Consider the following 25,846-nt stretch of genomic DNA (forward strand, 5'->3'; position numbering starts at 1 on the left):
CAAAAAAAAGGGTGCGTCACAGACTTATGACACACCCTCATTATTCTCTTTGCCTTGCATCTGAAGGCAAAGAGAATAAATATCGTTTATACTTAATCTGTTTTTAAGTTGATTTCTCATAAGATGTTCTTTGATACTACGTACAAAGGATTTTACAATCTCTGGATTATTCCTTGTCCCCAAATAGCAATTTCAACTGTCTGTCGAAATCCGACATGATTTCACGGTCTTGGATGACACGGAATTTATCGTATTCAGTAAGAGCCTTTTCTATCGCTTGCTCATGTGTTACTTGTCCTGTGTCAAGAAGCATAGGACGATTGTTCAAGTCCATGTACTTCTGTAAGAGTATTGACCAGTCCGCCATAGTCATCAAGATATGGTCTTCAGCATTTTGCTCGGCAATATCAATGAAGGCATTGCTTAATCGATTCAGTGATTCTACTTCTTTTTCGCTCAGATAGTTCTTGGCGATGGTCACGTCCGACTTGATGACTCTTCCGTCGGGAGCGTTCTTCCAAGTGGTCAAACCCATGTGAGGACGCTCAGAGTCAGCACGGTCATAGATGATTTCTGCTGCTGTTTGTTTGGTTACAGCATAGTGCATTATGTTTTGTACCGTCTTGAAGAAAACTCGGGTTTCTTCGGAGTCTTTGTTATAGTCAGAACTGCACTCGCAGTAGATGTCCGTTATCTTCTGATAGTAACGACGTTCGCTTATACGTATTTCACGTATGCGGTCGAGCAAATCATCGAAGTAATCAGCCCCGAATACATTTTTCCCTTTCAGGCGTTCGTCATCCAGTACGAAACCTTTGGTGAGGTACTCTTTAAGAATTCCTGTTGCCCAAATGCGGAACTGTGTAGCCTCGTAGCTGTTTACACGATAGCCTACCGCTATGACCACATCGAGGTTGTACATCATGACTTCTCCTGACCATTTGTCCGAAGGTATTCGAATTTTTCTAATAGCATCGGACAAATGGATTTCGCCACTTTCGTTTATCTGTTCAAGATGATAGTTGATGGTCGGAACAGTTACCCCAAACAATTCCGCCATTCTCTGTTGTGAAAGCCAGAATGTATTGGCGTCGAATACAACTTGCACTTGCACCTTTCTATGTCCTCCTCTATACATAAGGATGGATGACTCCATGCTTTTGGCGGCTACATCAGGTGTGATTGTCGAACTAAAATATTGGCGAGCCAACTTCACCATCTCCTTTTTGGCATCGGCGTTCATAGTCACAGCCATACTGGCGGCACGAGAGAGGCGAATGCTCCTCACCTCTCTGATGGCACCACTTCCCAGTTCTGCCATCTCAGTGATTTCTACGAAATGCTCTCCGAGAGGGTAACCTTTCTGTGATGTCCAAGCCTGTGCCTTGGCGATGACGCGTTCGAAGTTCCAGTATTTGCCATAGCCCATTACACGAGCCAGCTTTCTGGAGTTCCACCATTCCTTGCCATCGGCATCTACCTCTCGCAGTTGCTCGAAAGGAGATTGCAATTCTTTGTTATTGTTGTTTGTATCTTGCATTATGATGGTTCCTTTTATGTTTATATGCGACAAAGGTAAGCATAACAAAGCCTTGTGTTATTTGTCTAAAATCCGACCAACAACTGAACGACGATTGTACATCAGCTGTTGGGCGTTTTCTGATCTTATATATATATCGGGAACATCTACTATATGTTCCGACAGCTTTCTTCTATATATCTCGAAGACCTTTTTATTCTTAGTTTTCTTAGGCAAAGTGCTTCTGTACTTGCCTATTTCCTAAAGTACTTTCCTATCACCGGCAGACTCTTCAATGGGAAATCCTTCTTCACGAGATAAGCGGCGAAGATAAGGATGAGCACCGTGTTGATGAGGCAGGCAATTCCACTGGAGAAGAACTTATTAGCCTCGGTCATTCCTGCGAAGAGGATGAGGGCGAGAACCACATAGATCATCATCTCCTTCACCGGATAGTTGATAGGATACTTCTTCTGACCCACGAAGTAGGAGAGAAGCATGGCTGTTCCATATCCTGCAAAACCAGCCCAGGCACAGGCGATGTAACCATAGATAGGTACGAAGATAACGTTGATGGCTATCAATACCAGGCAACCGATGCCCGAGAAGTAAGCACCCCAGATGGTCTTGTCGATGAGCTTGTACCAGAAACTGAGGTTGAAATATACTCCCATCATGATTTCGGCAGCCATTACGATAGGCACTACCTTCAAACCATCCCAGTAGTCGTGACCGATGATGTGGCGCAATACATCCAGATAACCTACCACTACCAGGAAGGCAAGCAGGGTGAAGATGACGAAATACTTCATCGCCGAAGCGTAAGTCTGTCGATTGTCCTTATCCTTTGCCTTGCCGAATACGAAAGGCTCGTAAGCATAGCGGAAAGCCTGGGTAATCATCGCCATGATCATCGCAATCTTACTGGCTGCTCCATAGATTCCGAGTTGTGCATGCGCATCGCCCTTCTCATAGATGTAAGGGAAGAGAATCTTATCGGCAGTCTGGTTCAGAATACCGGCAATACCGAGCACGAGGATAGGCCAGCTGTAGCCCAGCATCTTCCTGACGAGCACCTTGCACTCGCTCCAGGAACATTTCTCGCCCATGAATCCTTCCTTCAGTTCTTTATAGAAACAGAAGGTGATGGAGGCGGTACAAACCAGGTTGATGTAGAAAGCATAACCCACATCGTGACCATCCATGATGACGTAGTAAACCAGGTTGAGCGCAATGTTCAGACCGATGAAGAGCAACTTGAAGGCTGCAAACTTCAGCGGACGCTTCTTGTATCTGAGATAAGCGAAAGGAATGCACTGGAAGGCATCAATAGCCACGGTAACGAACATCGTCCAGACGTAAGCTGGATGATCAGCATAGCCCATCGCATCGCTCAAAGGCGTGATGAAGAGGAATACCAGGGCGATGAAGAGTAGGGAAGTGAAGCTCACCATGCTCAATACCGTGTGATAAACCTTTTCTGAGTTTTCTCCTTCCTTGTTGACAAAACGGAAGAAGGTGGTCTCCATTCCGTAGGTCAGAATAACGAGGAGTAACGCCGTATAGGCGTACATGTTGGTGATGACACCATAACCACCACTGGCGGCGCTGATCTTAGCCGTATAGAGTGGTACAAGCAGATAGTTGAGGAATCTGCCGATGATACTGCTCAAACCATAGATGGCGGTATCCTTTGCGAGTGATTTTAAACTTGCCATTATCTTTCTTAATGTTGAATGTTAAGTGTTGAATGTTAAATTGGGCTTGCGCCGTCATTCAAAGATTATCTGTGTAAATCTGTGAAATCTGTGGGAGACTCTTATCCGAAGAATAAATATGCTATAGCGATTGCTGCGATGACTCCTGCCAAATCGGCGAGCAAGCCGCAAGCCACGGCGTGGCGGGGATTCCTGATACTTACGCTTCCGAAATATACTGCCAATATATAGAAGGTGGTATCGGTGGAACCCTGGAAGATGCAGCTCAATCTGCCCACAAACGAATCAGGACCATAGTTCTTCATCGCCTCCAGCATCATGCCTCGTGCGCCACTTCCCGATAGCGGTTTCATGATGGCGGTAGGCAGGGCGCCTACGAAATCGGCATTCAAGCCGCATTGTTCTACCGACCACGAAATGCCTTGAATCACCATATCCATCGCTCCCGAAGCACGGAACACGCCGATGCCCACAAGGATAGCTACGAGATAAGGAATAATCTTCACCGCCGTAGTAAAACCTTCCTTCGCTCCCTCGATAAACGCATCATAAACATTCACCTTCTTCCAGAAACCAGCCAGGATAAAACAGAGGATGATGCCCAGGAGAATCATGTTAGAAGCCAAGGTGGTGACCGTGTTCATCGTATCCTTATCCATCTGTCCGAATCCCCAGATGATGATGCCTACGAAGGCGCACATTCCCAACAGAGTAGCGAGCAATACCGGCTGCAGGATGTTGATGCGCTGCCAGAGCGAAGTGATTATGATGCCGGCAAGCGTAGCCACGAGCGTAGCCATCAGGATAGGGATGAAGACATCCGTAGGCTGGGCTGCTCCATAGGAGGCACGGAAGGCGAGGATGGTGGTAGGGATGATGGTGAGTCCTGAGGTGTTCAGAACCAGGAACATAATCATCGGATTCGTCGCCGTATCCTTCTTCGTGTTGAGTTCCTGCATCTGCTGCATCGCCTTCAATCCTGTAGGCGTTGCTGCATTATCGAGTCCCAGCATATTCGAAGCGATATTCATGAAGATGCTTCCCATCACCGGATGGTTCTTCGGAATATCGGGGAAGAGACGGGTGAAGACCGGGCTGAGCGCTCTTGCCAACACATTCACTACTCCCGCCTTCTCTCCAATCTTCATGATGCCAAGCCAGAGGGCGAGCACGCCCGTCAGTCCGAGAGAAATCTCGAAGGCATTCTTGGATGAGTCGAAGGTGGAATCTACTATCTTCTGGAAGATAGTCGTATCTCCCATTGCCAATCCGATGAGTGCGAAGATGAACGCAATCACGAAAAATGCTATCCAAATATAATTTAAAACCATTTATTTGTATATTTCTTCAATTTACTATAGTTTCTAACTTTCTACCAGCTGGTAGAAAGTTAGAGAGCCTGTTTGTCGTTTTTTCAAGCACGGCTGCAAAATTACAACAAAAAACTTGTTTAGGGTTCGTTTTATATAGAAAATCCCTCATAGAGGGAGGAATTTGATGAATTTTATCCCTCATTGAGGGATTTTTGCCATTTTTTCTTTGTCCTTTCAAGCATTATTTGTATATTTGTCAGCGATTCTGAAAAGGATCGCGACATAATGGAAAAGGCGCATACTTAGCGCTTTGTTCTTGACGGATTGAAACTTCGCAAACTTCATGCATTGTCAGAACATAGCAACGGTAGGTGCTCTCGGGATGTGTTAATTCACATCCCTTTACTGGTATGGCTTATTGCGTCAAGGCGATAGGTCTATATCCGTATTGGGGAAAGTGTATACATATCGGCGTGGGCTTCGACGTTGCTCGTTCAACAATGCAGGGCAATGCGAAGGCCTCAATCCGTGGGACGAGTGACTGGTAAGTTCCCACGCTTTTTTATTTTGCCGAAACCGAAATCTTAACCCGCCAAGTCTCGGGAACACCTGGCAAAATGATAATATACCAATGAAACATAACGATTTTTACAACTTTTGTTAAGCCGAAATCAAGAAATTTCGCTTATGAACCATTATGGACTTGATAGTGTCAAGTAGAATCACTATCTTTGTCCCCTAAATTAAGAATTTAAAACATGTAACTATGGAGCGAGAAATAAAACGATGCCCTTATTGTGGTGAAACAATATTAGCTGTAGCTAAAAAATGTCGTTATTGTGGTGAATGGTTGGACAAACCTTTAACAAAAGAAACAGCACAAGTGAGGTCTCCATTTGCTTCTTCTGTGGATTTGGCGAAGTCGAACATAGAAGACAAGGGAGTTAATAATGTTGATGAAGAGTTGGAAGAGAATATCCCAGGTTGGATAGAGTATTTCTTCTATCAGCCGTTCATCAAGCATTATTGTGATTTCAAGTCATCTATAGGGCGTAAGCATTTTTGGATTTGTATGCTTTGGACTGCGCTCTTTACTAATGCTATTTTTGGACTTGCATTTTTATTGGTAGATAAACATGTGACTTTTTTAGATTCGTCCCGTACACTATTGCAAATCTCGTTAGTGCTTTTAGTTGTAGAGCTGGCGATAATCATTCCTTCTTTGGCTTTGTATGTAAGACGTTTACGTGATGCAGAACTTTCTTGGAAGTGGGTTCTTAGTCTGTTTATTCCATATATTGGTCCTCTTATTTTGGTTATAAAACTCTGTAAGTCTGGAGATTTGGAATGTGGAACATCAAAAGCGAAGCCTATAGACTATATTGCCATTGTTGTTTGTTCATTATTAATCGTCTTTGGCTATTCACAAGGTTTGCCATATATGTTTGACACAATTAAGATGTGGCAGGAATATCCGTCCAAGATGAGTGCTCCAGACCTAAAGATGGAGGGTGAAGATACATTGGCTGTTGATACAATGGCTGTAAATAATCAGGAGGATATTGCAGAATCAGATGGTCCTGATGAAAGTGTGACAACTACAAATGTTGACTCAAATGATGACGAATATGCTTGGTTATGTATGCGGTATGCAGAACCAGAAGATTTGGAAAATAAAAGCAGCCGTGAATTGCGTATAATGCGTAACTATATCTTTGCTCGTCATGGGTATATTTTCAAGAGTGATGATCTTAGACAATACTTTAGTCAGTATGATTGGTACACACCGATAAGTAGAAATGTTACTAAAGAATTGAGTAAAATAGAACGTGATAACATAAAGCTAATAGAGGCTTATGAAGATTAATGCATGTCCATTTGAAGTAGATATTTAAACTCGAAAATAATGAATATGGTAATATACAATCATTCACGCAATCTGAACATAGCGTTTGGAGGAGTCGTTTTAGGCGAACTGATAAGTCTTGCCCATGACTTTCATTTTACCAAGGGGCTTTTGTGGAAATTCAGTGCTACAATCCCCGAAAATTTGGGAACCTTGATATCTTTTGTATGTGGTGCCATCCTCTGGATGTATTTGCAGCAGGCATGGGCCAACCACAAGGTATTTAAGACGGTATCCATTTCGTCGCTCATTGCCATGGAAGGCTTGTTTTGCTTGTTTTGGATCCTTGCAGACAAAAATTTGGACTGGGAGAGTGCGAGTGATGGGGCAACTCTATCGTTCATTCTTGTGCTTTTTCTCTTTTTTGCTTATTTGGTAATCAACCTATATGTTGGTATTGTTTTGATAGTGAAGAGTGAAAGGGCTTTACGTTGGGGTGGTATCTTGACTATTGTGGAATTATTGTTTGGGATAGTTCTCTTAGTGAACGGTAATACCAACAATCCCGTACTTTCATTTTTTGATTCTTTATTATTGATACTATTGAACTTTTCCTTGAAAGAAGGATGTTTGGATGAATTGGATGAGGACGAGGTAGAGATTGGAATACTGCAATATGCCCAGATGGCTTATGTCTTGTTTATTCCTTTTCTGCTCATCTGTAGTGTTATGTTTTAAAAAACTTTTAAATGCTAAATATTATGGAGCAGAAACAAAGAGAAACCAAGCGTTGTCCTTATTGTGGCGAAGAGATTATGGCCACAGCCAAGAAATGCAGATATTGTGGGGAATGGTTGACAGGGGATGTTCCTCCAACTTCGGTTCCACCTGTCTACAATGAGCAACATGTTGACCCAATAGAATCTGATGAAACCAAGAGTCATAGTAGCCCCAATGTCGTAGCATCATTGGTGGTTCTTGCTGTTGCCGCAATCTTGGCTGTTATCATAGCTGTTACCATGCATGCCAGTGGAGGTAGAATGAGTAATGATGGCAATGAAAATTACGCAGATTCTGTTATGGTAGATACGACTGACACGGATACTGACGAAACATATACGTCTTCCGACGACTATTCGACGGATGAATCAAACTCTGGTAACTCTTATTCCCAGTCGTATGATGAAACTAATCCCTATTTTGAAACCTACTTGCGTTGCAAGGGCAAGTTTGTTAATGGAGGCACACCAATAGAATTGGAATTCTCCATTGACCAAGAAGGTGTTATTAATGGTGGAAGCGTTATTGCCCGTTTGAGTAATCAACGTTTTGATGATTTGTCGGGATGCCTTTCGGGCGACCACTTGGAGATGACCTTTGCCAATGGCAGCTCGTCGGTGTCATTGGATATTGTGAGCGACGGCAAGATGACTGGTACTATCGAAGGCGATGAGGTAACCTTGCATTTCACCACGCAACATTCATAATAAACCTAATTAAGAAAGAAATTATGACAGAAAATGAAACAAAAACTTGTCCCTATTGTGGGGAAACCATCTTGGCCATAGCCAAGAAGTGTAGATATTGTGGCGAATGGATCGATGAGCCACAGCCAGAAGCCAAGAAGACCAAAGAGTGTCCGGTGTGTGGAGAAGAGATAGATGCAGATGCTGTCGTTTGCCCAGTATGTCATGAGAATATTGATGATTATGAAAAACGGCAAAAGACTTCTAAATCTATAGCGGAAACAGGGCTAAGAACATCTGGTGACGCGATTACTTTTGAATTGTCTTCAAAGGATGATGAGATAGAAGATATTGAAGAAGATGATGATGAAGAAGAGTCACTTCCCTTATTTGTTAAAATTATTTTTTGTATCATTGCTTTTGTCGCGGCACTTGGCATTAGTGCCATTATCATGCAAGCGTTGTTCTCTGACTCGATAGTTAAACCACATTCGGTAGCACTGGCTACGGCCATTAGTTATGGAGTCTACTCGTTTTTGAGAAAACTGTATTTTACCTTCCGTGGTTAACCCAAACTGAATATTAACTTTTAAAAAATAGAATTATGGAGAAAAAAGAAATGAAGCGTTGCCCTTATTGTGGCGAAATGATTCTTGCAGTAGCAAAGAAGTGTAAGTATTGCGGAGAGTGGCTTGAAAATTCAGAAGCCATCATTGCTGATGACAAAGAAGAAAAGTCAGCTCCTGTAGTTCCTAAATCAAAAAGCAAGCCTGTGGCTGAGCCTGCACCAGAACCTGAAGATGCAACAACCGATGGTGATGATGAGGTTGTTGACACAGGATATGGAGTCTCTGTTTCTAAGAGATTGGCTAAGCGAATAACTTGGGGACTTGTTGCCGTTGCCATTATTGCCTTTGCTTTCTTGGGATATGAAATGCTTAGTGTAGATAGTAGCGAACTCACCATGTCAAAGATGGATGGCAGTTGGAAAGAATTGGCAACGGATGATGTTACTATTATGTATCAATTCAATAAAAATGGGGAGTTTACAGAGATGCGTACAATGGATGATGACGGTACAAAATATGGTAGTATGTGTACTGGGACATGGGAACTGAGCCAGCAAGGAATTCTTGGTCAATGTATAAGTATGAAGTACGATCTAGAGTCGTTAGTTGTAGATGGTCATAATGAAGAAACAGGTGAAGTTTATGATGAAAGCGACCCAACGGTCAACGAAATGAAACAAACTCTTTATGCGAAGTATCAAAAAGAAAATCAGGAAGTTGATAAGTATAAAGGTACGGATAAAGTGTATGGGTTGAACAACCTAACTTTCAGCAACGATACTATAAAACAAAATGGTATTTCTATTATGGTTAAGATAGGCGATATCAATCGTTAAGTAAATGAAAATTATAAAACATATTTTATGAAAAAGATAATTTATGCATTTATGGCGAATTCAACAAGCAAATTCTGCTTATTGCTCTGGCGTAGAAATACCAGTGGAAATGTTCTCTGATTGGCTAACTCTAAGACCTTATTTAGCAAAGGTTGTGCAAGCGCAGAACGAGGAAGAAAGAAACTCTTATGATTATGCCTATTAATTTGGGTTTGATTACAAAATGGTAGATGTTTAATATTATAATTGTAGATATATGGTAAATTCAAAAAAACTATCTTCTGAAGACATTCGCAAAGGGCAGGAGAAAATCAAGGAAGAGATTTATGCAAGGGCTAAAGAGTTGGGAATTTCAACAGATGACCTTTGGCCGTTGCCAGATGGAGTGTTCAATATCGAAGGCTATTGTCAGTCTTCTCCTCGTATCATGTGGATATTGAAACAGCCGTATGATGATATGAAGGAAGGTAAACCCTATGGCGGTGGTTGGGAAGTTTATGGTGCTTTCAATAATGATGATGCTTTCAAGAATACAACTTGGCAACCCATTATCTATAGTCTCTTTGGCATACGTAATCATAAACTTTATGGTGATAGCGATGTGCCATATATTCGTGATGATAAGTCTATGGTTGATTTGTTGAAGGATATTGCTTATATCAATGTCGATAAGATGCCAGGTTATAGATCTACTTCTGATGAAGAGTTGGCACAGGCTTATGAGCAGTGGAAAGACATTGTTGAAGAACAGATACGTTTGTATGACCCGCAAGTGATTTGTTTTGCCAATACAATGTGGCTTTTCAAGAAAGATTGGGGCATAGATGAGCACACTGAGCATGAGGTGGTTCCATTGGGAAATGACAAATGTATGTTTGTCTATAACAAGGATGGCAGATTGTGCCTGGATACCTATCATCCTGCTCAACGAGTTGTGAAAAGGGAAGATTATGTAGATTCCATTATAAAGGTAGTGAACAAGTTTAACGTGAAATAGAGTAGAATCACTTGTTGCATTACTGTTACAACTCAACAATATACTTCTGACCCTTTTTATAATGGGGCGAAGGAGATACAAGAGCAGTATATGCGTATGTACCAATTCGACTATAAGAAGAGTTGTTGCAGCAAAGCAGATTTTGAGTTTAAGCAATTAGACTGATATTTAGAAAAGAGGGTGAATCATTAACTTATGACACACCCTCCTTTTTATTTTATTTAAGTTTTCATATAGAATCTTTATCCAACAAGAAATCAAAACGTCCATAAATACGATGCCGTCATCGTTTTGGTATTTCTTGATGAGGTCGCCTGTTATCACATACTTCATAAAACTATCGTCTATACGTAGCAAAGGTAGATATTAGTCTCTATATTTACAATCATAACAGGAAAGATTTTTGCGGATTTCCGCATTTTTCTTTTGCAAAAATAATACTTTTATTAATTCTATGTCGAATTTTTGCGGATTTCCGCAGTTTTCTTTCGCAGAATTAACGGTTACGGCTTGATATTTTAAGTTCGGTGATTTGTCGAATTCCATAGTTTTTATTCTTTTCTCTGTTTTCAAGAAAAAGATACAACTTTATCACAAAATTCCATGCTTTTCTCTCTTCGCTATCACATTATTCCCTATTCGTTATACTTTTTTAATCTCCCTTTTTATCCGCTTTCAGAAAAAAGATGTACTTTTGCCGCTCAATTCATGAAAGACAAGATAAAGGATTGGATTATACAAAAACATGATAAGAGGAAGCAAAGGACTTCCATTGGATTTTATAAAATGGAAAAGAAAGAGAAAGTAAATAGCGTGCAAGAGATTGCAGCAGATAAGAATAAGGATTATTCCGCTGATGCGGATAGAGTAAAGGAAGTATATAAGGTGACGATTGCGGGAAGCATCATCAATGTGGTGCTGCTCGTGCTGAAGTTTGCTGCAGGTATTCTCGGACATTCGGCAGCCATGATAGCGGATGCCATCCACTCGCTTACTGATTTCGCTACCGATGTGGTGGTACTGGTATTCGTTAAGTTAGGTAATAAACCGAAGGATAAGGACCATGATTATGGTCATGGCAAATACGAGACGCTTGCCACAGCCATCATCGGTATTTCGCTCTTCGTGGTGGGTGTGATGATCTGTTATTCTGGTGTAACCAAGACTTATCGTGCCATCTGCGGCGAGACACTCCAGCAGCCGGGCGTTGTGGCCTTGATTGCAGCCATTGTAAGTATCGTGATGAAGGAGTGGGCTTATCAGTTTACGGTTAAAGCCGGAAGAAAATATCATTCCGAGGCTGTCGTGGCGAATGCCTGGCATCATCGTAGCGATGCTTTATCGAGCATCGGAACGATGTTTGGAATAGGTGGAGCCATCATCCTGGGAGAAAAGTGGGCGGTACTCGATCCGCTGGCTGCCATCGTGGTAAGTGCCTTCATCATCAAGGCTGCCTGGGGACTGGTGATGCAATCTGTGAAAGAGCTGACGGATGCCAGTCTTCCGGAAATGGAGGAAGATGAAATCCTGAAGATTGCGAACGAAGAACAGGGAGTAGGAGAGATTCATAACCTGCGTACTCGTCGCATCGGAAACAAGATTGCCATAGAAATGCACGTCCGCATGCCGGGTTCTCTTTCGCTTTATGAGGCACATGAGCATGCTACCCATATCGAACGAAGATTGAAGCAGCACTTCGGCGCAGATACCCATGTGGGAATCCATCTCGAACCGATAAAAGTGAACGGAAAATATCAGAAACCGGAATAAAAGTAGATAGAATTACTAGTTATAATTGTCGGAAAATGGGTTGAAAAATGTATTTTCCGACAATTATACGGACTCCAGCTAACAATGGTTACTATGTATGGAGTAGTGCATAATGCTTATTGAAACCGCATCTGGGCGAGGTGGTAGCAGATGACCTGTTTTTGTGAAAAGTTGTAAAAATGGGCGATTGTTTACCCATATCTCATAAAAAATCATAGATATGGGTAAAAAATCGCCCTTTTTCTTGTTTTGATAAAAAAAAATATAATATATTTGCACTTGGTTTTAAAAAGGAGAAATATGGCATCTGAAAACATGTTAGTTGGTAGAGAACGGGAGTGTAATGAGTTGCGAAGGGTTATGGAATCTGACCGTTCGGAATTCGTGATAGTATATGGGCGGCGAAGAGTCGGTAAAACTTTCCTCGTTGACCAATACTATCAGGGAAAGTATGACTTTACCTTTGTGGGGGGACATAATCTTTCTCGCCAAAGACAACTTACCAATTTTGCTAAAGCCCTGAAGAAATTCTCCGGGGTAAAGCCAGAAAAGTTTGCCGATTGGTTTGATGCCTTTGATGCGTTGGAAGAATATATAGAATCACTAAATGAGAATAGAAAGAAAGTTGTTTTTATCGACGAGATGCCCTGGATAGATACCCAAAAGTCAGACTTTGTGTCTGCTTTGGAGAACTTTTGGAATGGTTGGGCTGCTCGTCGTAGCGACATTGTGTTTATTGCCAGTGGTTCAGCTACATCTTGGATGGTTGATAATCTGATAGAGAACCAGGGTGGACTGCATGCTCGAATCACGAGCAGCATTTACATTCGTCCGTTTACGCTTAAAGAAACAGAAGAATACTTGCAGAGGAAATATTGCAAGTGGGATAGATATCAGATATTGCAATGCTACATGGTGTTTGGTGGAATTCCGTTTTATTTGAGCTTGATTAATCCACAAGATAGTTTAGTGCAAAATGTGGATAGAATGTTCTTTTCGCATAGTGCCATCATGAGGAGCGAGTTCGACGAATTATATAATGCATTGTTTAGTAATGCAGAGTTATATATCAATGTGGTAAAGGCCTTGGCAAATCATCATGGAGGGATGTCCAGAGCAGAGATAGTTAAGGCTGTGGGTGTGAATGGTGGTACTCTTTCGCGGGTGTTGACAAACCTTGAGCGATGTGACTTTATCTCTCGGAGCCACAATTTCGGGTGTAAGACGAGAGAGGCTAATTATCGCTTGATAGATTTCTATACCTTATTCTATTATAAGTTCATAGCTCAAGATACGTCTGGCGATGATTTGTGGTGGAGCCATAATTTTGAGTCTCGTTTGGTATCTACTTGGCAAGGATTAACTTTTGAAATAGTGTGTCTGGTGCATACGGATGCCATCAAGAAGGCACTTGGCATTTTGGGAATGGCAACGGAAGTTTCTTCGTGGCGCAAAACAGGTAATGATAAACAAAAAGGGGGACAGATAGATTTGGTCATCAAGCGAGCCGACCGTATCATCCATTTATGTGAAATGAAATTCAGTAAATCGGAATATCATATCACGGAATCTTATGAGCAACAATTGCGAGAACGCATGGAGTTGTTCAGAATGGCGACCAAGACCAAGTTCTCGCTTGTCAATACATTCGTCACAACTTATGGCGTGGCAGATGGCAAGCATCATAGCATCGTGCATAGTGAGGTGAAGATGGAACAGCTATTTGGATAAAGGAAAGGGTAGGGATATCATTACTTTGCCTGAAGGTAGTATGAATGTAAACTTTGTGAAAGCAGATGGTAAATTTTATATGATGCTGAGCATTCACGTAGCAGGAGAGGATCAAACTATTATTTACTCATTAGACAATTTAAGCACAGCTATTACCGAGCTGGCTCGAACCGATGCAGTGAATGTTAAGAGATTTTTCAACATGGCAGGTATGCCAGTCGATAAGAGTGCAAAAGGTGTTGTTATTCAGCAGGGTGGAAAGAAATACATTAACAGATAATAAGAAGGAAGATCAAGCAATGGGGCAAACGGAATAGAATGTCCCGATAAAAAAGGAACGAGCCTTGAAGTAACTGATGAAAAGTTTGCTTCAGGGCTCGTTTTTATTATATTGTCAGTTTATTACCAGCCGAGATTTACGCTGGCTCCTGCCATAATCCACAAACCTGGCTGCTTAACAGCTGTGAGGTCGTAGTAGCGGTGGCAAGTGATGTTGTCGGCCTTTACGAAGATATTGTATTTCTTCTCATCCCACATCAGCTTGCAATCCACCTTGGTGTATGGATGATAACCGTTCATTCTCTGCTGCCATCTTACGCTCCAGGATGCTGAAAGCTTGCTCCAAATCTGGTGATCCAGACCGAATACAGCCTTGTGCTTCAGATACTCCAATGCGTAGAGTGATTTCAGGATGTTGGTCTCGGTCTTATGATCCTGATAGATGTAAGCATAACCCAACTTGATGCGGGTAATGAAACTGTTTGGTACCAATTCTCTCATGTAGATAGTAGCATCCACGTTGTAGCCCATGTTGTTGAGCTTTCCGATGTTCATTACGTGATACTTGCTGTCGTTCTGCTCGGTCACGGAAGTCTGAACCCAGTCAATCATGTTGGTGCCGTGCGCATAGAATCCGCTTACGGTTGCGGCAAATCCTGTCTGACGATATTGTGTTCCTACCTTGAAGGTTGAGTTCTTCTCCGGGTTCAGGGTGAGGTCGCCTTGCTGCACCGCATTACTCATGTATAAGTCGGTGTAGGTAGGCATTCTCAAAGCCTTGTTCCAGGAAGCGTAGAACTTCCAGTTGTCGTTAGGACGATAACTCATATCCACACCAGGATAGAAGCGGAAGTCGTTGTCTAAACCTGTATTCTTGTTAGCCAAGACACCAGCCGACAAGGTGAAACCGCCGAAGATGAAGTTGTGCTCCAGCATGATGTTGGTATTGGTGCGCTCACCCTTTCGGGTATATTGACGGTCAGAACCCGAGATGTCCTTGTAGTCTTTCTCTGCGAGTTCCTCACCCAATGCAGTAGAGTAGATGCACTCCTTGCTGATGTCGAAACCTACAGCAGTCTTACCCAAAGCCCAAGCTACGTTGGCATTCAGTCCACCACCATAAACATCGAGGTCGTGATAGTTTTCGCCTATCTGAGTTCCACGAATCAATTGATAGTGGTCCTTGAATTTGTTATAATAGAATTGAGGCGCAATCTCCCAGGTCTTCTCCTGGTTGTGCAGACTCAGATTGAGCGAAGCCAGACCGTGGTCTGTCTTCTCATATTGGTTGTTATATTTGGCGCTGTAGAAAGTGTTAGCACCGTAGCTTTGGGTAGCGATACCCAACTGTGCGATGATGTCAAAACGCTGGTCGTAAGAGAAAGCGAGATTGCCGTAGCCCTGTCCTTTCTCGAAGTCGCTGTTGTCTGTGCCACCATCCGAGCGCTTGTAGCCTCCGCTTACAGAATAAGCATGAGTCCACTTGCTCGTTTCAAAAGCCGTCTGCACACGTCCCTGTGCTCCGAAACTTCCAAAGCTTCCGCCTTCTACACTCGCAGATATTCCATCATTCTGTGCCTTCTTGGTCACGATATTGATGGCACCATTGAAGGCTGAAGTTCCGAATAAGCGCGATGCTGCCCCCTCGAGCACTTCGATGTGATCGATGTCGGCAAGAGCTACAGGAAAATCAGAAGCATTATGACCAGTCTGAGGATTAGAAATGTTGACGCCATTCAGGAGAATGGTAATCTGGTCGAAGGTTCCACCATTGATGGAGATATCCGTCTGAACACCAAAGCCACCACGCTGACGGACATCCACGCCGGTAGCTAATTTTAATACATCGTTGATAGTCTGCGCAGCCGCACGATGAATATCATCGCGGGTAATGACAGACACAATCTTAGGTGACTGTTCTACAGTCATCGGCGCACGAGATCCGGTAACGCTCACCGCATCCAACTCATAAGCCTTTCCGCCCTTATAAAGGGTAGAATCTACTTTAGTTCCTTCGGTGCTTACTCCTTCTGCTTTTGCATGGCTCAGAGTAGCAACGCTGAGCGCACCCACAAGAACCTCTCTTCCCAAAACAGAGAAAAGTGCGTAGCCCTTGTTGGAGAAGCGGTTGAACTTCAGGCTGTTGCGCTTGTTGAAAATTGTTTTGTACATTAAATTAAAATGTTTAAAAATAAATAATAAATGGAAGCCATCGGTACGCTTTGCCGCTGGCTTTCGGGGTGCAAAGGTACTGATAATAACAGACCTGACCAAATAAAATTCGATTTTTTTGCAAAACGGTCCTTTGTATGGATGTGTTTACTGTCCCTTGTATGATGTGTTTAGATTAGAATAGGTTATATGATTCACTCTTCCGTAATACTATTATCTTATACCTACAAGAAGTTTATGGTCGTCGACGTTGAACTTGTGTTCGGCATTGTTGAACTTATGTTCAACGTTGCTGAACATAAAATATATAGGGGAATGTGAACAATTCTGGGTGGTTTAACGATTTTAGTTGACTACTTTTAGCGTTATTGTTAATACGTGTTGACCCAGTTAGCCAGCTTTTAATAAACATTCTTAGGGGAGAAAGAGAAATCCCTCCCAAATCAAGAGCCGGAAAGCCCTTGTTTGAGAGGGATGGATGTATGGTGCATAACCTGACGGCTATGACTTCATGAATCTTAGAACACTACCTTTTTACCCTTGTTGGTGATGTAAAGATGTCCCTTTACAGGGTTCTGAATCTTTCTACCCTCAAGGTCGTAGTAGATGATGTCTGCATCCTTGTCATCTGTGATAACACCATTGATGCCAGTAGCAGTGCCCGAAATATTCAAGAAATCTTTCCAAACTTGTGCATTCTTATAGGCATCCAAACTTTCGGCAGGAACGTAAAGAGTGCAATTTTGGTAATGTGTATCTCTGAATACCAAGTAATTTTCTTTATCAACTATAGGAGGAACTATAGACAGACAAGTTATTTGTTTCAAGTCATAACAAGTGAACAAGTCTTGATAAAATTCTGTAACATCCTTTCCAAGAGTTAATTTTTCTATTGAGTTGTTGTAAAAGGTTTCATTGTATTTTAAACCATAATTTACCATACCTTCAAGGTTTCTACCTAAGTAAACTCTTTTTAGACTTGTGCCAAAATCTTGATAACCATCGATGCTCAAAACTTGCTCGCTGTCGTCAATAGTTAGTTCTTCTATCGGATTGTTACCAAAAGCGTGACTCTGCAATTTGTTTACAGTAGATGGAATGGTCAACTTACTGATGTTGTTCCAATAAAAAGCATTCTCGCTGATTTCTGTAATGTTGGCAGGGAGACTTACCTCATTGAGCGAGCAATGATAGAAAGCATATTTTCCTATTGATTGAAGAGTAGAGGGAAGCGTTACACCAATAAGGTTTGTTTGGTCTTTAAATGCCTCATAAGAAATGTACTTGATGCCTTCTGGTACATTGATGATTGTGTTCGCTGGCATACAGTTCTCGCCTTTATATTTATAGATGGTATTGCCAATCGTCATCAACCCGTCAGGTTGGTTTTGATACCATTTTGTTGCATCGAAGGCTCCGTTACCAACATAATCTATGTTGCCAAGGTTGATGTCTTCGAGATACCAACAATATGCAAAAGCATCATTCCCAATAGATAAAGTATTCGCACTCTTTGCCTTTGGCTCCATTCTTGAAACACTCTTTAGAATATCACATCCATAAAAAGCACTTGCTCCTATGCTTGTAATCTGAGCTGGTAATATGATTTCTTTTACATTTCCACAATTATTGAAAGCATTATCAGCAATTTCTGTCAATGTGGAAGGTAAGGAAATGGTTGAAAAACCTAACTTGCAGAAATGATTGCTAGGTATGCGAGTGATGCCTTCTGGAATTTCCAAGTGAGTACCCAAGTCTTGTCCATCTATATTGATTGTTCCGTCTGCAGCAATAGGACTTGCTGTAAGTTCCAAGTTGCACCATTGCTTCATGCTTCCTGCATATTTTACATTTTTGCCTTGTGGAAGAGCACCCGTAATCTTTTGCAAGTCTGTGCCGATAATAAGATTGGTAGCCGTTACGCCAGTAAACGCATTTTTGCCAATGCGCAAGTGCTTGATGCCTGAAGCTACCGTAACGTTGTCGATAGTGCCTTTATAACCATAGAATGCCATAGGGGAAATGGAATCCATGTCTGCTGTGAATACAATGTCTTTCAATTGCATTCCATTGCGGAGGTAGAAGTTCTTGGTATAAGAAATGGGGTTGGTATCAAGTGGGTAATAAGAGCCGCCGTCACCTTCTTCGTTTATGTCGTAGTCATTAAAAGTTATTTTTACCCAGTCGCTAAGTTGACCTTCGTAGTGCAGTTCCTCCAACTTGTTGAACTCGCTGAAAGCTGCAGGACCAATGTATTTGAGAGAAGCTGGTAATTTGACATTAGTAACCTTGCTGTCGTTCATGAATGCAAACTTCTCAATGCGTTCCAAGCCTTCTGGCAAATTGATGGAAAGCAATTTTGTGCATTCATAAAAGGCATAGGCAGGAATGACCTTTAGATTGTCGCTAAATGTGACAGATGTAAGACTTTCGCAATGCTTGAAAGCAGATTTACCCAAAGAGGTAATGGAGTTGGGTATGACTATGGAGGTAAGACTTGTACATTCTTCGAATGAGTTGTCCTCTATAGTCTTGATGCCATTTTGTAGTTGAATGTCAGTCAGTGCAGAACAACCATTAAAGGCACTTTCGCCAATAGAAGTCACATTTTCAGGTATGACAATTGACGTTAAGGCCGAATACGAAAAGGCATGGTTACCTATGTAAGTTAAAGATTGAGGAAGATTGACAGTCTTTAGTCCTGTAGCGTCAAACGCATATTCTTCAATCGTGGTAATGCTTTGTGGGAGATTTATCGTTGTCAAAGAAGAACAACCCAAAAAGGCACTCTTGCCGACAGTAGTGATAGGTCCTCTTGCTGTGAAAGTTGTCAGATTGGAGCAATATATAAACATTTCGTCATATATTTTAGTAAACTTTACCCCCAACTCTATGCTTTTCAATGACTTAAACCAAGATGTGTTGTTGATATTACGTCCAAGATAAAGTAACTCAATATTACTCTCGCTTCCAAAAGGATCTCCTTCGAAGTTTAGTATGTCATCACAATCTTCTATTGTAATGCTTTTCAGATTCTCCATTCCGTTGAAGGCGTAATCGTCAATTGTTGTAATATTTTTAGGAATGGTAAGAGATGTGATGCTACTGCATCCTTTCAAAGAATGAATACATGTCATGCTTGTTGGGATGGTTATACTTGTAAGGGATTTGCAGTAATCACAATCTATGGTTTCGACAGAGTTAGGAAGAGTGAGGCTCTTAAGATTGACACAAGAGTTGACATTAACTTCCTTGACTGCTGCTTGTATGTTGAGGCTTGTTATGTTGTTGTTATCTTTAAAAGCATTATCAGCTATCTTACAAACCTTATAAGTGTAAGTTTTCTTTTCCCACTCGTCGTAATATTGGATTTCTGCAGGAATTGTTATATCGCCAGAATACTCTCCTTCGGCAACATAGGCAACTTCTCCAATATACTTGTCATTTTCATCATAAGCACTTGTCAAATCATAATTTATGCCATCTGCTTCTATAGCGTATGTGCCAAGACTAAAACAAAGAATGGCAAATAATGTTAGTATAATCTGTTTCATTTTCTATGAATAAAAAATGGCGTGTAGCCGTTCGTGGCTTGTTCGAACTTCAGGTTACCGCCAAGTGACCTCGCACGTACACAAGCACAGAACGGCCCACGCCAAAAGAGGCATGAACCTTCTATCTGCTTGCTCTCACGTGCGAAAATTGGCGGTATTCGAAGTTCGGAGAACAAGAGCTAAAAGCTCAATATCTTAAAAAAATATATCGAACGGCGACGCTTTGGTTAATTTTATTGTTATCTGTATCCCCTGAATTTGCTGTATGTGGATAAGCCATAAGACTATCATCCGCCATACAAATTGGGGATAGGGTAGCAAACCCGATGCTGCGTCGTTATTCTTTTCTTTCTGTTTCTTACTTCACGTTTTGGTTATTACTTAGGCTTTGCTCCTTTATTTGTTGAGGTGCCACAAGCCCCTTATCATTGGCAAAATTAAGAAAAATATTCTATACTTCCAAACTTTTCGGCATAAACCATGGAAAAATGTTGAAAATATCTCTCGGAAAGCAATGGACTTTCGAATAAAAATACTATCTTTGCAGCGTGTTAAAGTTGGAAAAGTGGCAGAATTTGCTCGAAATATGGTTGGAAAAGCTCCATAATTCTGCCAGATAATGGTTGGAAAAAGTAACAAGAATATGCTTAATAGAAAGATATACTGTTATTTACGTAATTTCTTCGAGACGGAGAAGAAGGCTCTTCTTATTTCTGGTGCTCGTCAAGTTGGCAAGACATTCGCTATCCGCAAGGTTGGAAAAGAATGTTTTGCAGATGTCGTGGAAGTGAATTTCCTTAATAGTCCTGAGTGTAGGAAAGCTTTCAAGACACCTACGGACGCAAAGGAAATTCTATTGCGTCTCTCGGCTCTGACTGAGAAGAAACTTGTTCCCGGGAACACGCTTATCTTTTTTGATGAAGTACAAGAATGCCCTGAGATGGTGACGGCCATTAAGTTTTTGGTGGATGAGGGCAGTTATCGCTATGTGATGAGTGGCTCATTATTAGGGGTAGAGTTGAAAGATATTCGAAGTGTGCCAGTTGGCTATATGGCAGAGAAAGAAATGTTTCCGCTTGACTTTGAGGAGTTTGCCGAGGCTGTGGGGATGAGTGCTGATGTGATGAAATATGTGAAAGAGTGTTATGAACAACGCAAAGTGGTGGATGAGGTGGTGCATGACAAAATGAATGACCTCGTTAGGCTCTATCTTATCATTGGCGGAATGCCTGAGGCCGTTCAGAAATATATTGTAACCAACAATTTGCAAGTGGTTAGAGAGGCGCAAAGAGCTATCTTGCATCTTTATGGAAAGGACATCGCTAAGTATGACCCTAAGAACAAGTTGTATATCAAAGACATCTTTGACTTGATTCCTTCGGAGTTGAATGCCAAGAATAAACGGTTTATCTTGAAAGCATTGAATGAAAAGGCAAAGTTTGAACGTTACAAGAACTCTTTCTTGTGGCTTGCCGATGCTGGTGTAGCTCTGCCTACATATAATGTAGAAGAACCACGCTTGCCTTTGAAGCTAGGTGAGCAAAGAAATTTGTTTAAGTTATTTCTGAGTGATGTGGGGTTGTTGGCGAGTCAATATGCTGCCAATATAGCCATTGACTTGCTTACTGGCAAGTCAGAAATCAATTATGGTTCCATCTATGAGAATTTTGCAGCCCAAGAACTTCGTGCTCATGGTTATGCTCTTTACTACTTTAATAATAAAAAGCAAGGTGAGCTGGATTTTGTGGTGGAGGATAAGGGAAAGGTGCTGCCAATAGAAATCAAGTCTGGTAAGGATTATAAGCGACATAATGCACTTTCTAATGTGATGGGTAATGAGGAGTATGATATTCCTCATGCTATCGTGTTCTCCAATGGCAATGTTGAGGTCGTCGGCAGGATTCTCTATTATCCGATTTATATGTTAATGTACCTTCAACCCGAAATGTTGGCGGAACCGATATTTAAGTTTAGTCCTATCTAAATATAGAGGAAGAAAAAATCCTCAGAAAGCAATGGACTTTCGGATAAAAATACTATCTTTGCATTAACTTCTGAGGAAAATGGCATGGATATTGCTCATCTACCCCTATAATTTATAATTAAACAAGGTATATAAGAAAGGAATAAGCAAATGGAAAAGTTTGATGTTAAAACGCTCAATGATAACGTGTTCGAGACTATCGGCAAGGAATGGATCTTGGTGGCTGCAGGCAACAAGGATAAGTTTAATATGATGACTGCTTCTTGGGGATGCCTCGGATGGTTGTGGAACAAGCCTGTGGCTGTCATCTTTATTCGCCCAGAACGTTATACTCATGGGTTGATAGAGGAAAATGAATACTTGACATTCTCTTTCCTCGGTAAGAACGAGGAGGCTCGCAAGATTTATAATTTCTGTGGTTCTAAGAGTGGACGTGACTTCGATAAGGCGAAGGAGACTGGTTTGACACCTGTGGCAACCGACAACGGAAGCATTGCTTTCGAGCAGGCTCGCATGACCTTCGAGTGCCGTAAGCTCTTCAAGGATACAATGACTGCTGAGAAATTTCTCGACAAGAGTCTCTTGCAATGGTATGGAGAGAAAGGTGGATTCCACGATGTCTATGTGGTGGAAATCGTAAATGCCTATACTAAATAACAATAAACGAAACAATGGCTCAAGAACAAACAGCAATTCGAGAACGTCAGAAGACCCGATTAAAGGAACCAAGACGTTATGTGGTGATGATGTTTAATGACGACTTCACACCGATGGATTTTGTGGTGGACATCCTTCAGTCCATCTTCTTCAAGTCGGCTGAAGAGGCAGAAACAATCATGCTCAAGGTACATCATGAAGAAAAAGCCGTGGTGGGAACTTATAGCTATGATATTGCCAAGAGCAAGGTGGAGAAAGCCATGGAGCGGTCTCGCTCACAAAAGTATCCGCTGAAGCTTACTTACATGCCAGAATAAGTAAAACAAAATGTGGGAATTTCCCACCTAAAAAGAAAGGAAGTTATTACGATGGATAGTATGGGATTGACCCGATATATGAGTGCCTTGATGGATGATGCTCTCAAGCAAGCGCGATTCTTCGACCATGAGTTTATCATGCCGGAGCACTTGCTCTTGGCACTCTTGCGACAGTTCTCTTTCTGTCAGGCTCTTCAGGAGGAAAACGTGGACTGTTTGAAAATGCATGAGGATTTGGTAAATTGGCTTGCCAAACAGGAGCGGGTTCCTTCAACAATTAAATATTTGCCAGAACCTTCATCTCTTTTCAAGACGATGTTTGGTACAGCTTGTGCCCTGGCGGTGACTGCAGATAGAAAACTGGTTCACGTGACTCATTTCGTGCAGGCGATGCTGGGGCTGCAAAATTCAGAGGCAGCATTCCTGTTGGGAAAGGCTATTGGCGACAGACAGGGAGAATTCCTTGCCAGCGTAGATAGCTTTTACCCTCTTGAGGGTGATGCTTCTGATACAGGCATCATGTCAGATGAAATGGACGATGAGTATGATGATGATTATGACGAAGAAGGGCGTAATATGCCGGATGACTGGCACCAGCTTGTAACTTGTATCTCCAGAAAGGTGGATGAACATAATCCGCTCATCGGAAGAGAGCAGGAACTGGATCGTACCATCCAGGTGCTTTGCCGTGCAGAGAAGAATAATCCTTTGCATATTGGTGAACCGGGAGTAGGAAAGACGGCTTTGGTCTATGGGCTTGCCAAACTTATCAATGAAGATAAGGTGCCTGATCGTCTGAAAGGTGCCCGCATCTACAGCATGGACATCGGACAGATGTTGGCTGGTGCCCAATATCGTGGTGATTTTGAGAAACGCATCAAGCTGGTCATGGCTGGTGCAGCCAATGAAGGTAATGTCATCATCTATATTGATGAGATTCATAATATCATTGGTGCCGGACGTGGTTCTGACGGCAGTCTGGATGCTTCCAATATGCTCAAGCAGTATCTGGAGGCTGGTGACATCCGCTTTATCGGCTCTACTACTTACGAGGAGTACAACCGCTATATGTCTAAGAGCAAGAGTATTACCCGCAGATTCCAGCAGATAGACATCAAGGAACCTTCTGAGGAGGAGACTATCAAGATATTGGAGGGATTGCAATATAAGTATAATAAGTATCATGGCGTGACTTACCGCAAGGATGCATTAGAGTATGCTGTGCGTGCCAGTGCCAAATACATCAGCAACCGCTGTCTGCCTGATAAGGCCATCGACCTCATCGACGAGGCGGGTGCTTATCTGGAGGTGCATCCTGTGGAATATCGCCAGCGTTCTTACGTTACCAAGGCGATTATCCAGCAGATTCTTACCAAGGTTTGTAAGATTGACGCAGCTGCCATCAAGGATGAGGATAACGATGCTTTGGCAACGCTCCAGCAGCGTATGATTGACAAGATTTATGGTCAGGATAAGGCGGTAGATAAGGTGGTTGAGGCTGTGATGATGGCAAAGGCTGGCTTGATAGATGATGACAAACCATTGGCTTCGCTCCTCTTTGTGGGACCTACCGGAGTGGGAAAAACCGAGGTGGCAAGACAGTTGGCTAAGGAACTCGGCATAGAGTTGGTGCGCTTTGATATGAGTGAATATACCGAGAAACATACCGTGGCAAAACTCATCGGTTCGCCTGCCGGATATGTGGGTTATGAAGATGGAGGTCTCCTGACCGATGCCATCCGCAAGACGCCAAACTGTGTGCTCCTGCTCGATGAGATAGAGAAGGCGCATAGCGATATCTATAACATCCTGCTCCAGGTGATGGATTATGCCCGATTAACCGATAATAAGGGACAGAAGGCTGATTTCCGTAATGTGATTCTCATCATGACCTCAAATGCTGGAGCTCAGTATGCTTCACAGGCAAATGTAGGTTTCAATAGTAATGTTTCCCGTGGTGATGCGATGCTTGCACAGGTGAAGAAAACCTTTAAGCCTGAGTTTATCAACCGTCTGTCTGATATGGTGGTGTTCAATGATATGGATAAGCACATGGCAGAGTTGATTCTCCATAAGAAACTGCGTCAGCTTGATGAGAAGTTGGCTGCCAAAGGTGTGAGTCTTAGTCTGACGGATACTGCTTTCGAGCAGATGCTGAAGTGGGGCTTTACCAAGGAGTATGGTGCCCGTGAGATGGACCGTGTCATCGGAAATCGTCTGAAACCGCTTTTAGTGAAGGCTTTGCTCTTCGGCAAGTTGAAGAAGGGCGGTCAGGGTATCGTTGACTTTGACGGCAAGGAACTCATCATCAAGGATGTTCGTCCTTTAAAGAAATAATGCTAAAGACTATAGTTTTGAGTTATGATATTTCAGATAGATGATACTGCTGATGAGATTTACTTCCCTGATCCCCATCTTGGCGAATCAGACGGATGCTTTGCTGTGGGCGGTGACTTGAGTATAGACCGCCTGCTGTTAGCTTATAGCAATGGCATTTTCCCCTGGTACAGTTTTAGAGACCAGGAGGAACCATTATGGTTTTGTCCGATGAATCGGTTTGTCATCTTTCCCGATGAAATCCATGTGAGTCATTCGATGCGGACGCTCATGAATAAGGACAGGTATTCGGTGGGCATCAATGAGGCTTTCGATCGGGTAATCATGGAATGCGCTAAAAGCAATCACCGCAACGAGGAGGATGGCGCCTGGTTGGGCATGGACATCATACAGGCTTATACCAATCTCCACGAACAGGGGTTTGCTGCAAGTGTAGAGGTCTGGGACAAAGAGACCGATGAACTGGTAGGTGGTCTTTATGGAGTAACCATAGGAAAGGTCTTCATTGGTGAGAGTATGTTCTCAAAGGTTCCTTCTGCCTCCAAACTTGCCCTCATCTTCTTAGCTCGCTTTATGAAAGAACATGGAGGAAGAATGATAGACTGCCAGTTGGAAACTGCTCATCTCAAGTCGATGGGTGGCAGGTATATTTCCTACGAGGAATATATGAAAATCATGAATGATGATTAGGGCAATCATGCATGAAGCATAAAAGAGTTTCTCTTTTGAATAGAAAATAATAAAGGGGGTGTGTCATAAGTCTGTGACGCACCCCTTTTAA

General features: G+C 42.2%; 20 protein-coding genes. 14 read left to right on the forward strand and 6 right to left on the reverse strand.

The genetic code is table 11. From position 1 onward, the window contains the following. Positions 1-166: 166 nt before the first annotated feature. The 3 genes from rhuM to DW917_RS12370 all read right to left on the reverse strand — a co-directional run bounded on the left by rhuM (position 167) and on the right by DW917_RS12370 (position 4,568). The gene (gene rhuM, locus DW917_RS12360) at positions 167-1,540 is read right to left on the reverse strand and encodes a RhuM family protein (protein ID WP_118119164.1); all 1,374 of its coding nucleotides are present in this window, start codon (positions 1,538-1,540) and stop codon (positions 167-169) included. Between the two features lie 233 nt (positions 1,541-1,773). Further along, a complete protein-coding gene (locus DW917_RS12365) occupies positions 1,774-3,237 on the reverse strand; it encodes a lipopolysaccharide biosynthesis protein (protein WP_118119166.1) in 1,464 nt (487 codons plus the stop codon). A 101-nt stretch (positions 3,238-3,338) separates the two neighbouring features. Further along, a complete protein-coding gene (locus DW917_RS12370; RefSeq protein WP_022121360.1) occupies positions 3,339-4,568 on the reverse strand; it encodes a nucleoside recognition domain-containing protein in 1,230 nt (409 codons plus the stop codon). A 748-nt stretch (positions 4,569-5,316) separates the two neighbouring features. On the opposite strand from DW917_RS12370, the gene DW917_RS12380 reads away from it, so the two are divergent. The 6 genes from DW917_RS12380 to DW917_RS12405 all read left to right on the forward strand — a co-directional run bounded on the left by DW917_RS12380 (position 5,317) and on the right by DW917_RS12405 (position 10,264). Further along, the gene (locus tag DW917_RS12380; protein ID WP_118119170.1) at positions 5,317-6,417 is read left to right on the forward strand and encodes a YARHG domain-containing protein; all 1,101 of its coding nucleotides are present in this window, start codon (positions 5,317-5,319) and stop codon (positions 6,415-6,417) included. A 45-nt stretch (positions 6,418-6,462) separates the two neighbouring features. Beyond that, positions 6,463-7,134 carry a hypothetical protein gene (locus DW917_RS12385; protein WP_199545557.1) on the forward strand — a complete coding sequence of 224 codons (672 nt, stop codon included), beginning with the start codon at positions 6,463-6,465 and terminating at the stop codon, positions 7,132-7,134. A 23-nt stretch (positions 7,135-7,157) separates the two neighbouring features. Further along, on the forward strand, positions 7,158-7,883 hold the full coding sequence (locus DW917_RS17785) for a zinc ribbon domain-containing protein (RefSeq protein WP_233524727.1): 726 nt from the start codon (positions 7,158-7,160) through the stop codon (positions 7,881-7,883). 23 nt (positions 7,884-7,906) lie between these two features. Beyond that, a complete protein-coding gene (locus DW917_RS12395; RefSeq protein WP_118119174.1) occupies positions 7,907-8,431 on the forward strand; it encodes a zinc ribbon domain-containing protein in 525 nt (174 codons plus the stop codon). A 35-nt stretch (positions 8,432-8,466) separates the two neighbouring features. Next, complete coding sequence (locus tag DW917_RS12400) at positions 8,467-9,267, forward strand: hypothetical protein (RefSeq protein ID WP_118119176.1); 801 nt, start codon at positions 8,467-8,469, stop codon at positions 9,265-9,267. Positions 9,268-9,523: 256 nt separating this feature from the next. Next, positions 9,524-10,264, forward strand: a complete 741-nt coding sequence (locus tag DW917_RS12405) for a hypothetical protein (RefSeq protein ID WP_118119178.1) — start codon at positions 9,524-9,526, stop codon at positions 10,262-10,264. A gap of 366 nt (positions 10,265-10,630) precedes the next feature. Here the strand turns inward: DW917_RS12405 and DW917_RS12410 are convergent, their stop codons facing one another. Continuing rightward, complete coding sequence (locus tag DW917_RS12410) at positions 10,631-10,810, reverse strand: hypothetical protein (protein WP_118119180.1); 180 nt, start codon at positions 10,808-10,810, stop codon at positions 10,631-10,633. A gap of 240 nt (positions 10,811-11,050) precedes the next feature. Between DW917_RS12410 and DW917_RS12415 the strand changes: the two genes are divergently transcribed. The 3 genes from DW917_RS12415 (at position 11,051) to DW917_RS12425 (ending at position 14,045) form a co-directional block, all read left to right on the forward strand. After that, positions 11,051-12,034 (forward strand): cation diffusion facilitator family transporter, encoded by a 984-nt coding sequence (locus tag DW917_RS12415; RefSeq protein WP_233524728.1) that lies wholly within the window; start codon positions 11,051-11,053, stop codon positions 12,032-12,034. 300 nt (positions 12,035-12,334) lie between these two features. After that, the gene (locus DW917_RS12420; protein ID WP_118119182.1) at positions 12,335-13,765 is read left to right on the forward strand and encodes an ATP-binding protein; all 1,431 of its coding nucleotides are present in this window, start codon (positions 12,335-12,337) and stop codon (positions 13,763-13,765) included. Continuing rightward, positions 13,758-14,045, forward strand: a complete 288-nt coding sequence (locus DW917_RS12425; RefSeq protein ID WP_118119184.1) for a hypothetical protein — start codon at positions 13,758-13,760, stop codon at positions 14,043-14,045. The genes DW917_RS12420 and DW917_RS12425 overlap by 8 nt, the downstream gene beginning before the upstream one ends. Positions 14,046-14,167: 122 nt before the next feature. On the opposite strand, the gene DW917_RS12430 is transcribed toward DW917_RS12425, so the two are convergent. Together DW917_RS12430 and DW917_RS12435 are read right to left on the reverse strand one after the other, a co-directional pair. Further along, positions 14,168-16,216: a TonB-dependent siderophore receptor gene (locus DW917_RS12430; RefSeq protein WP_118119186.1), complete on the reverse strand. Its 2,049-nt coding sequence runs from the start codon at positions 16,214-16,216 to the stop codon at positions 14,168-14,170. 518 nt (positions 16,217-16,734) lie between these two features. Further along, positions 16,735-19,770, reverse strand: a complete 3,036-nt coding sequence (locus DW917_RS12435) for a leucine-rich repeat domain-containing protein (RefSeq protein ID WP_118119188.1) — start codon at positions 19,768-19,770, stop codon at positions 16,735-16,737. Between the two features lie 643 nt (positions 19,771-20,413). On the opposite strand from DW917_RS12435, the gene DW917_RS12445 reads away from it, so the two are divergent. The 5 genes from DW917_RS12445 (at position 20,414) to aat (ending at position 25,755) form a co-directional block, all read left to right on the forward strand. Next, entirely contained in the window at positions 20,414-21,754 is a 1,341-nt protein-coding gene (locus tag DW917_RS12445) for an ATP-binding protein (protein ID WP_118119204.1), read from the forward strand. 150 nt (positions 21,755-21,904) lie between these two features. Beyond that, complete coding sequence (locus tag DW917_RS12450) at positions 21,905-22,411, forward strand: flavin reductase family protein (protein WP_118119193.1); 507 nt, start codon at positions 21,905-21,907, stop codon at positions 22,409-22,411. Between the two features lie 14 nt (positions 22,412-22,425). Further along, a complete protein-coding gene (locus DW917_RS12455; RefSeq protein ID WP_118119195.1) occupies positions 22,426-22,728 on the forward strand; it encodes an ATP-dependent Clp protease adaptor ClpS in 303 nt (100 codons plus the stop codon). A gap of 78 nt (positions 22,729-22,806) precedes the next feature. Beyond that, on the forward strand, positions 22,807-25,065 hold the full coding sequence (locus DW917_RS12460; protein ID WP_370453535.1) for an AAA family ATPase: 2,259 nt from the start codon (positions 22,807-22,809) through the stop codon (positions 25,063-25,065). Between the two features lie 24 nt (positions 25,066-25,089). Beyond that, on the forward strand, positions 25,090-25,755 hold the full coding sequence (aat, locus tag DW917_RS12465) for a leucyl/phenylalanyl-tRNA--protein transferase (RefSeq protein WP_118119200.1): 666 nt from the start codon (positions 25,090-25,092) through the stop codon (positions 25,753-25,755). The last annotated feature ends 91 nt before the right edge of the window (positions 25,756-25,846 follow it).

The organism is Prevotella sp. AM42-24 (assembly GCF_003461825.1).
GTDB classification, from domain to species: domain Bacteria; phylum Bacteroidota; class Bacteroidia; order Bacteroidales; family Bacteroidaceae; genus Prevotella; species Prevotella hominis.

Bases quoted from the DNA above. Each gene is read 5' to 3' on its own strand.
- rhuM (WP_118119164.1), bottom strand. From the start codon at position 1,540: ATGCAAGATACAAACAACAATAACAAAGAATTGCAATCTCCTTTCGAG.
- DW917_RS12365 (WP_118119166.1), bottom strand. From the start codon at position 3,237: ATGGCAAGTTTAAAATCACTCGCAAAGGATACCGCCATCTATGGTTTG.
- DW917_RS12370 (WP_022121360.1), bottom strand. From the start codon at position 4,568: ATGGTTTTAAATTATATTTGGATAGCATTTTTCGTGATTGCGTTCATC.
- DW917_RS12380 (WP_118119170.1), top strand. From the start codon at position 5,317: ATGGAGCGAGAAATAAAACGATGCCCTTATTGTGGTGAAACAATATTA.
- DW917_RS12385 (WP_199545557.1), top strand. From the start codon at position 6,463: ATGGTAATATACAATCATTCACGCAATCTGAACATAGCGTTTGGAGGA.
- DW917_RS17785 (WP_233524727.1), top strand. From the start codon at position 7,158: ATGGAGCAGAAACAAAGAGAAACCAAGCGTTGTCCTTATTGTGGCGAA.
- DW917_RS12395 (WP_118119174.1), top strand. From the start codon at position 7,907: ATGACAGAAAATGAAACAAAAACTTGTCCCTATTGTGGGGAAACCATC.
- DW917_RS12400 (WP_118119176.1), top strand. From the start codon at position 8,467: ATGGAGAAAAAAGAAATGAAGCGTTGCCCTTATTGTGGCGAAATGATT.
- DW917_RS12405 (WP_118119178.1), top strand. From the start codon at position 9,524: ATGGTAAATTCAAAAAAACTATCTTCTGAAGACATTCGCAAAGGGCAG.
- DW917_RS12410 (WP_118119180.1), bottom strand. From the start codon at position 10,810: ATGGAATTCGACAAATCACCGAACTTAAAATATCAAGCCGTAACCGTT.
- DW917_RS12415 (WP_233524728.1), top strand. From the start codon at position 11,051: ATGGAAAAGAAAGAGAAAGTAAATAGCGTGCAAGAGATTGCAGCAGAT.
- DW917_RS12420 (WP_118119182.1), top strand. From the start codon at position 12,335: ATGGCATCTGAAAACATGTTAGTTGGTAGAGAACGGGAGTGTAATGAG.
- DW917_RS12430 (WP_118119186.1), bottom strand. From the start codon at position 16,216: ATGTACAAAACAATTTTCAACAAGCGCAACAGCCTGAAGTTCAACCGC.
- DW917_RS12435 (WP_118119188.1), bottom strand. From the start codon at position 19,770: ATGAAACAGATTATACTAACATTATTTGCCATTCTTTGTTTTAGTCTT.
- DW917_RS12445 (WP_118119204.1), top strand. From the start codon at position 20,414: ATGCTTAATAGAAAGATATACTGTTATTTACGTAATTTCTTCGAGACG.
- DW917_RS12450 (WP_118119193.1), top strand. From the start codon at position 21,905: ATGGAAAAGTTTGATGTTAAAACGCTCAATGATAACGTGTTCGAGACT.
- DW917_RS12455 (WP_118119195.1), top strand. From the start codon at position 22,426: ATGGCTCAAGAACAAACAGCAATTCGAGAACGTCAGAAGACCCGATTA.
- DW917_RS12460 (WP_370453535.1), top strand. From the start codon at position 22,807: ATGAGTGCCTTGATGGATGATGCTCTCAAGCAAGCGCGATTCTTCGAC.
- aat (WP_118119200.1), top strand. From the start codon at position 25,090: ATGATATTTCAGATAGATGATACTGCTGATGAGATTTACTTCCCTGAT.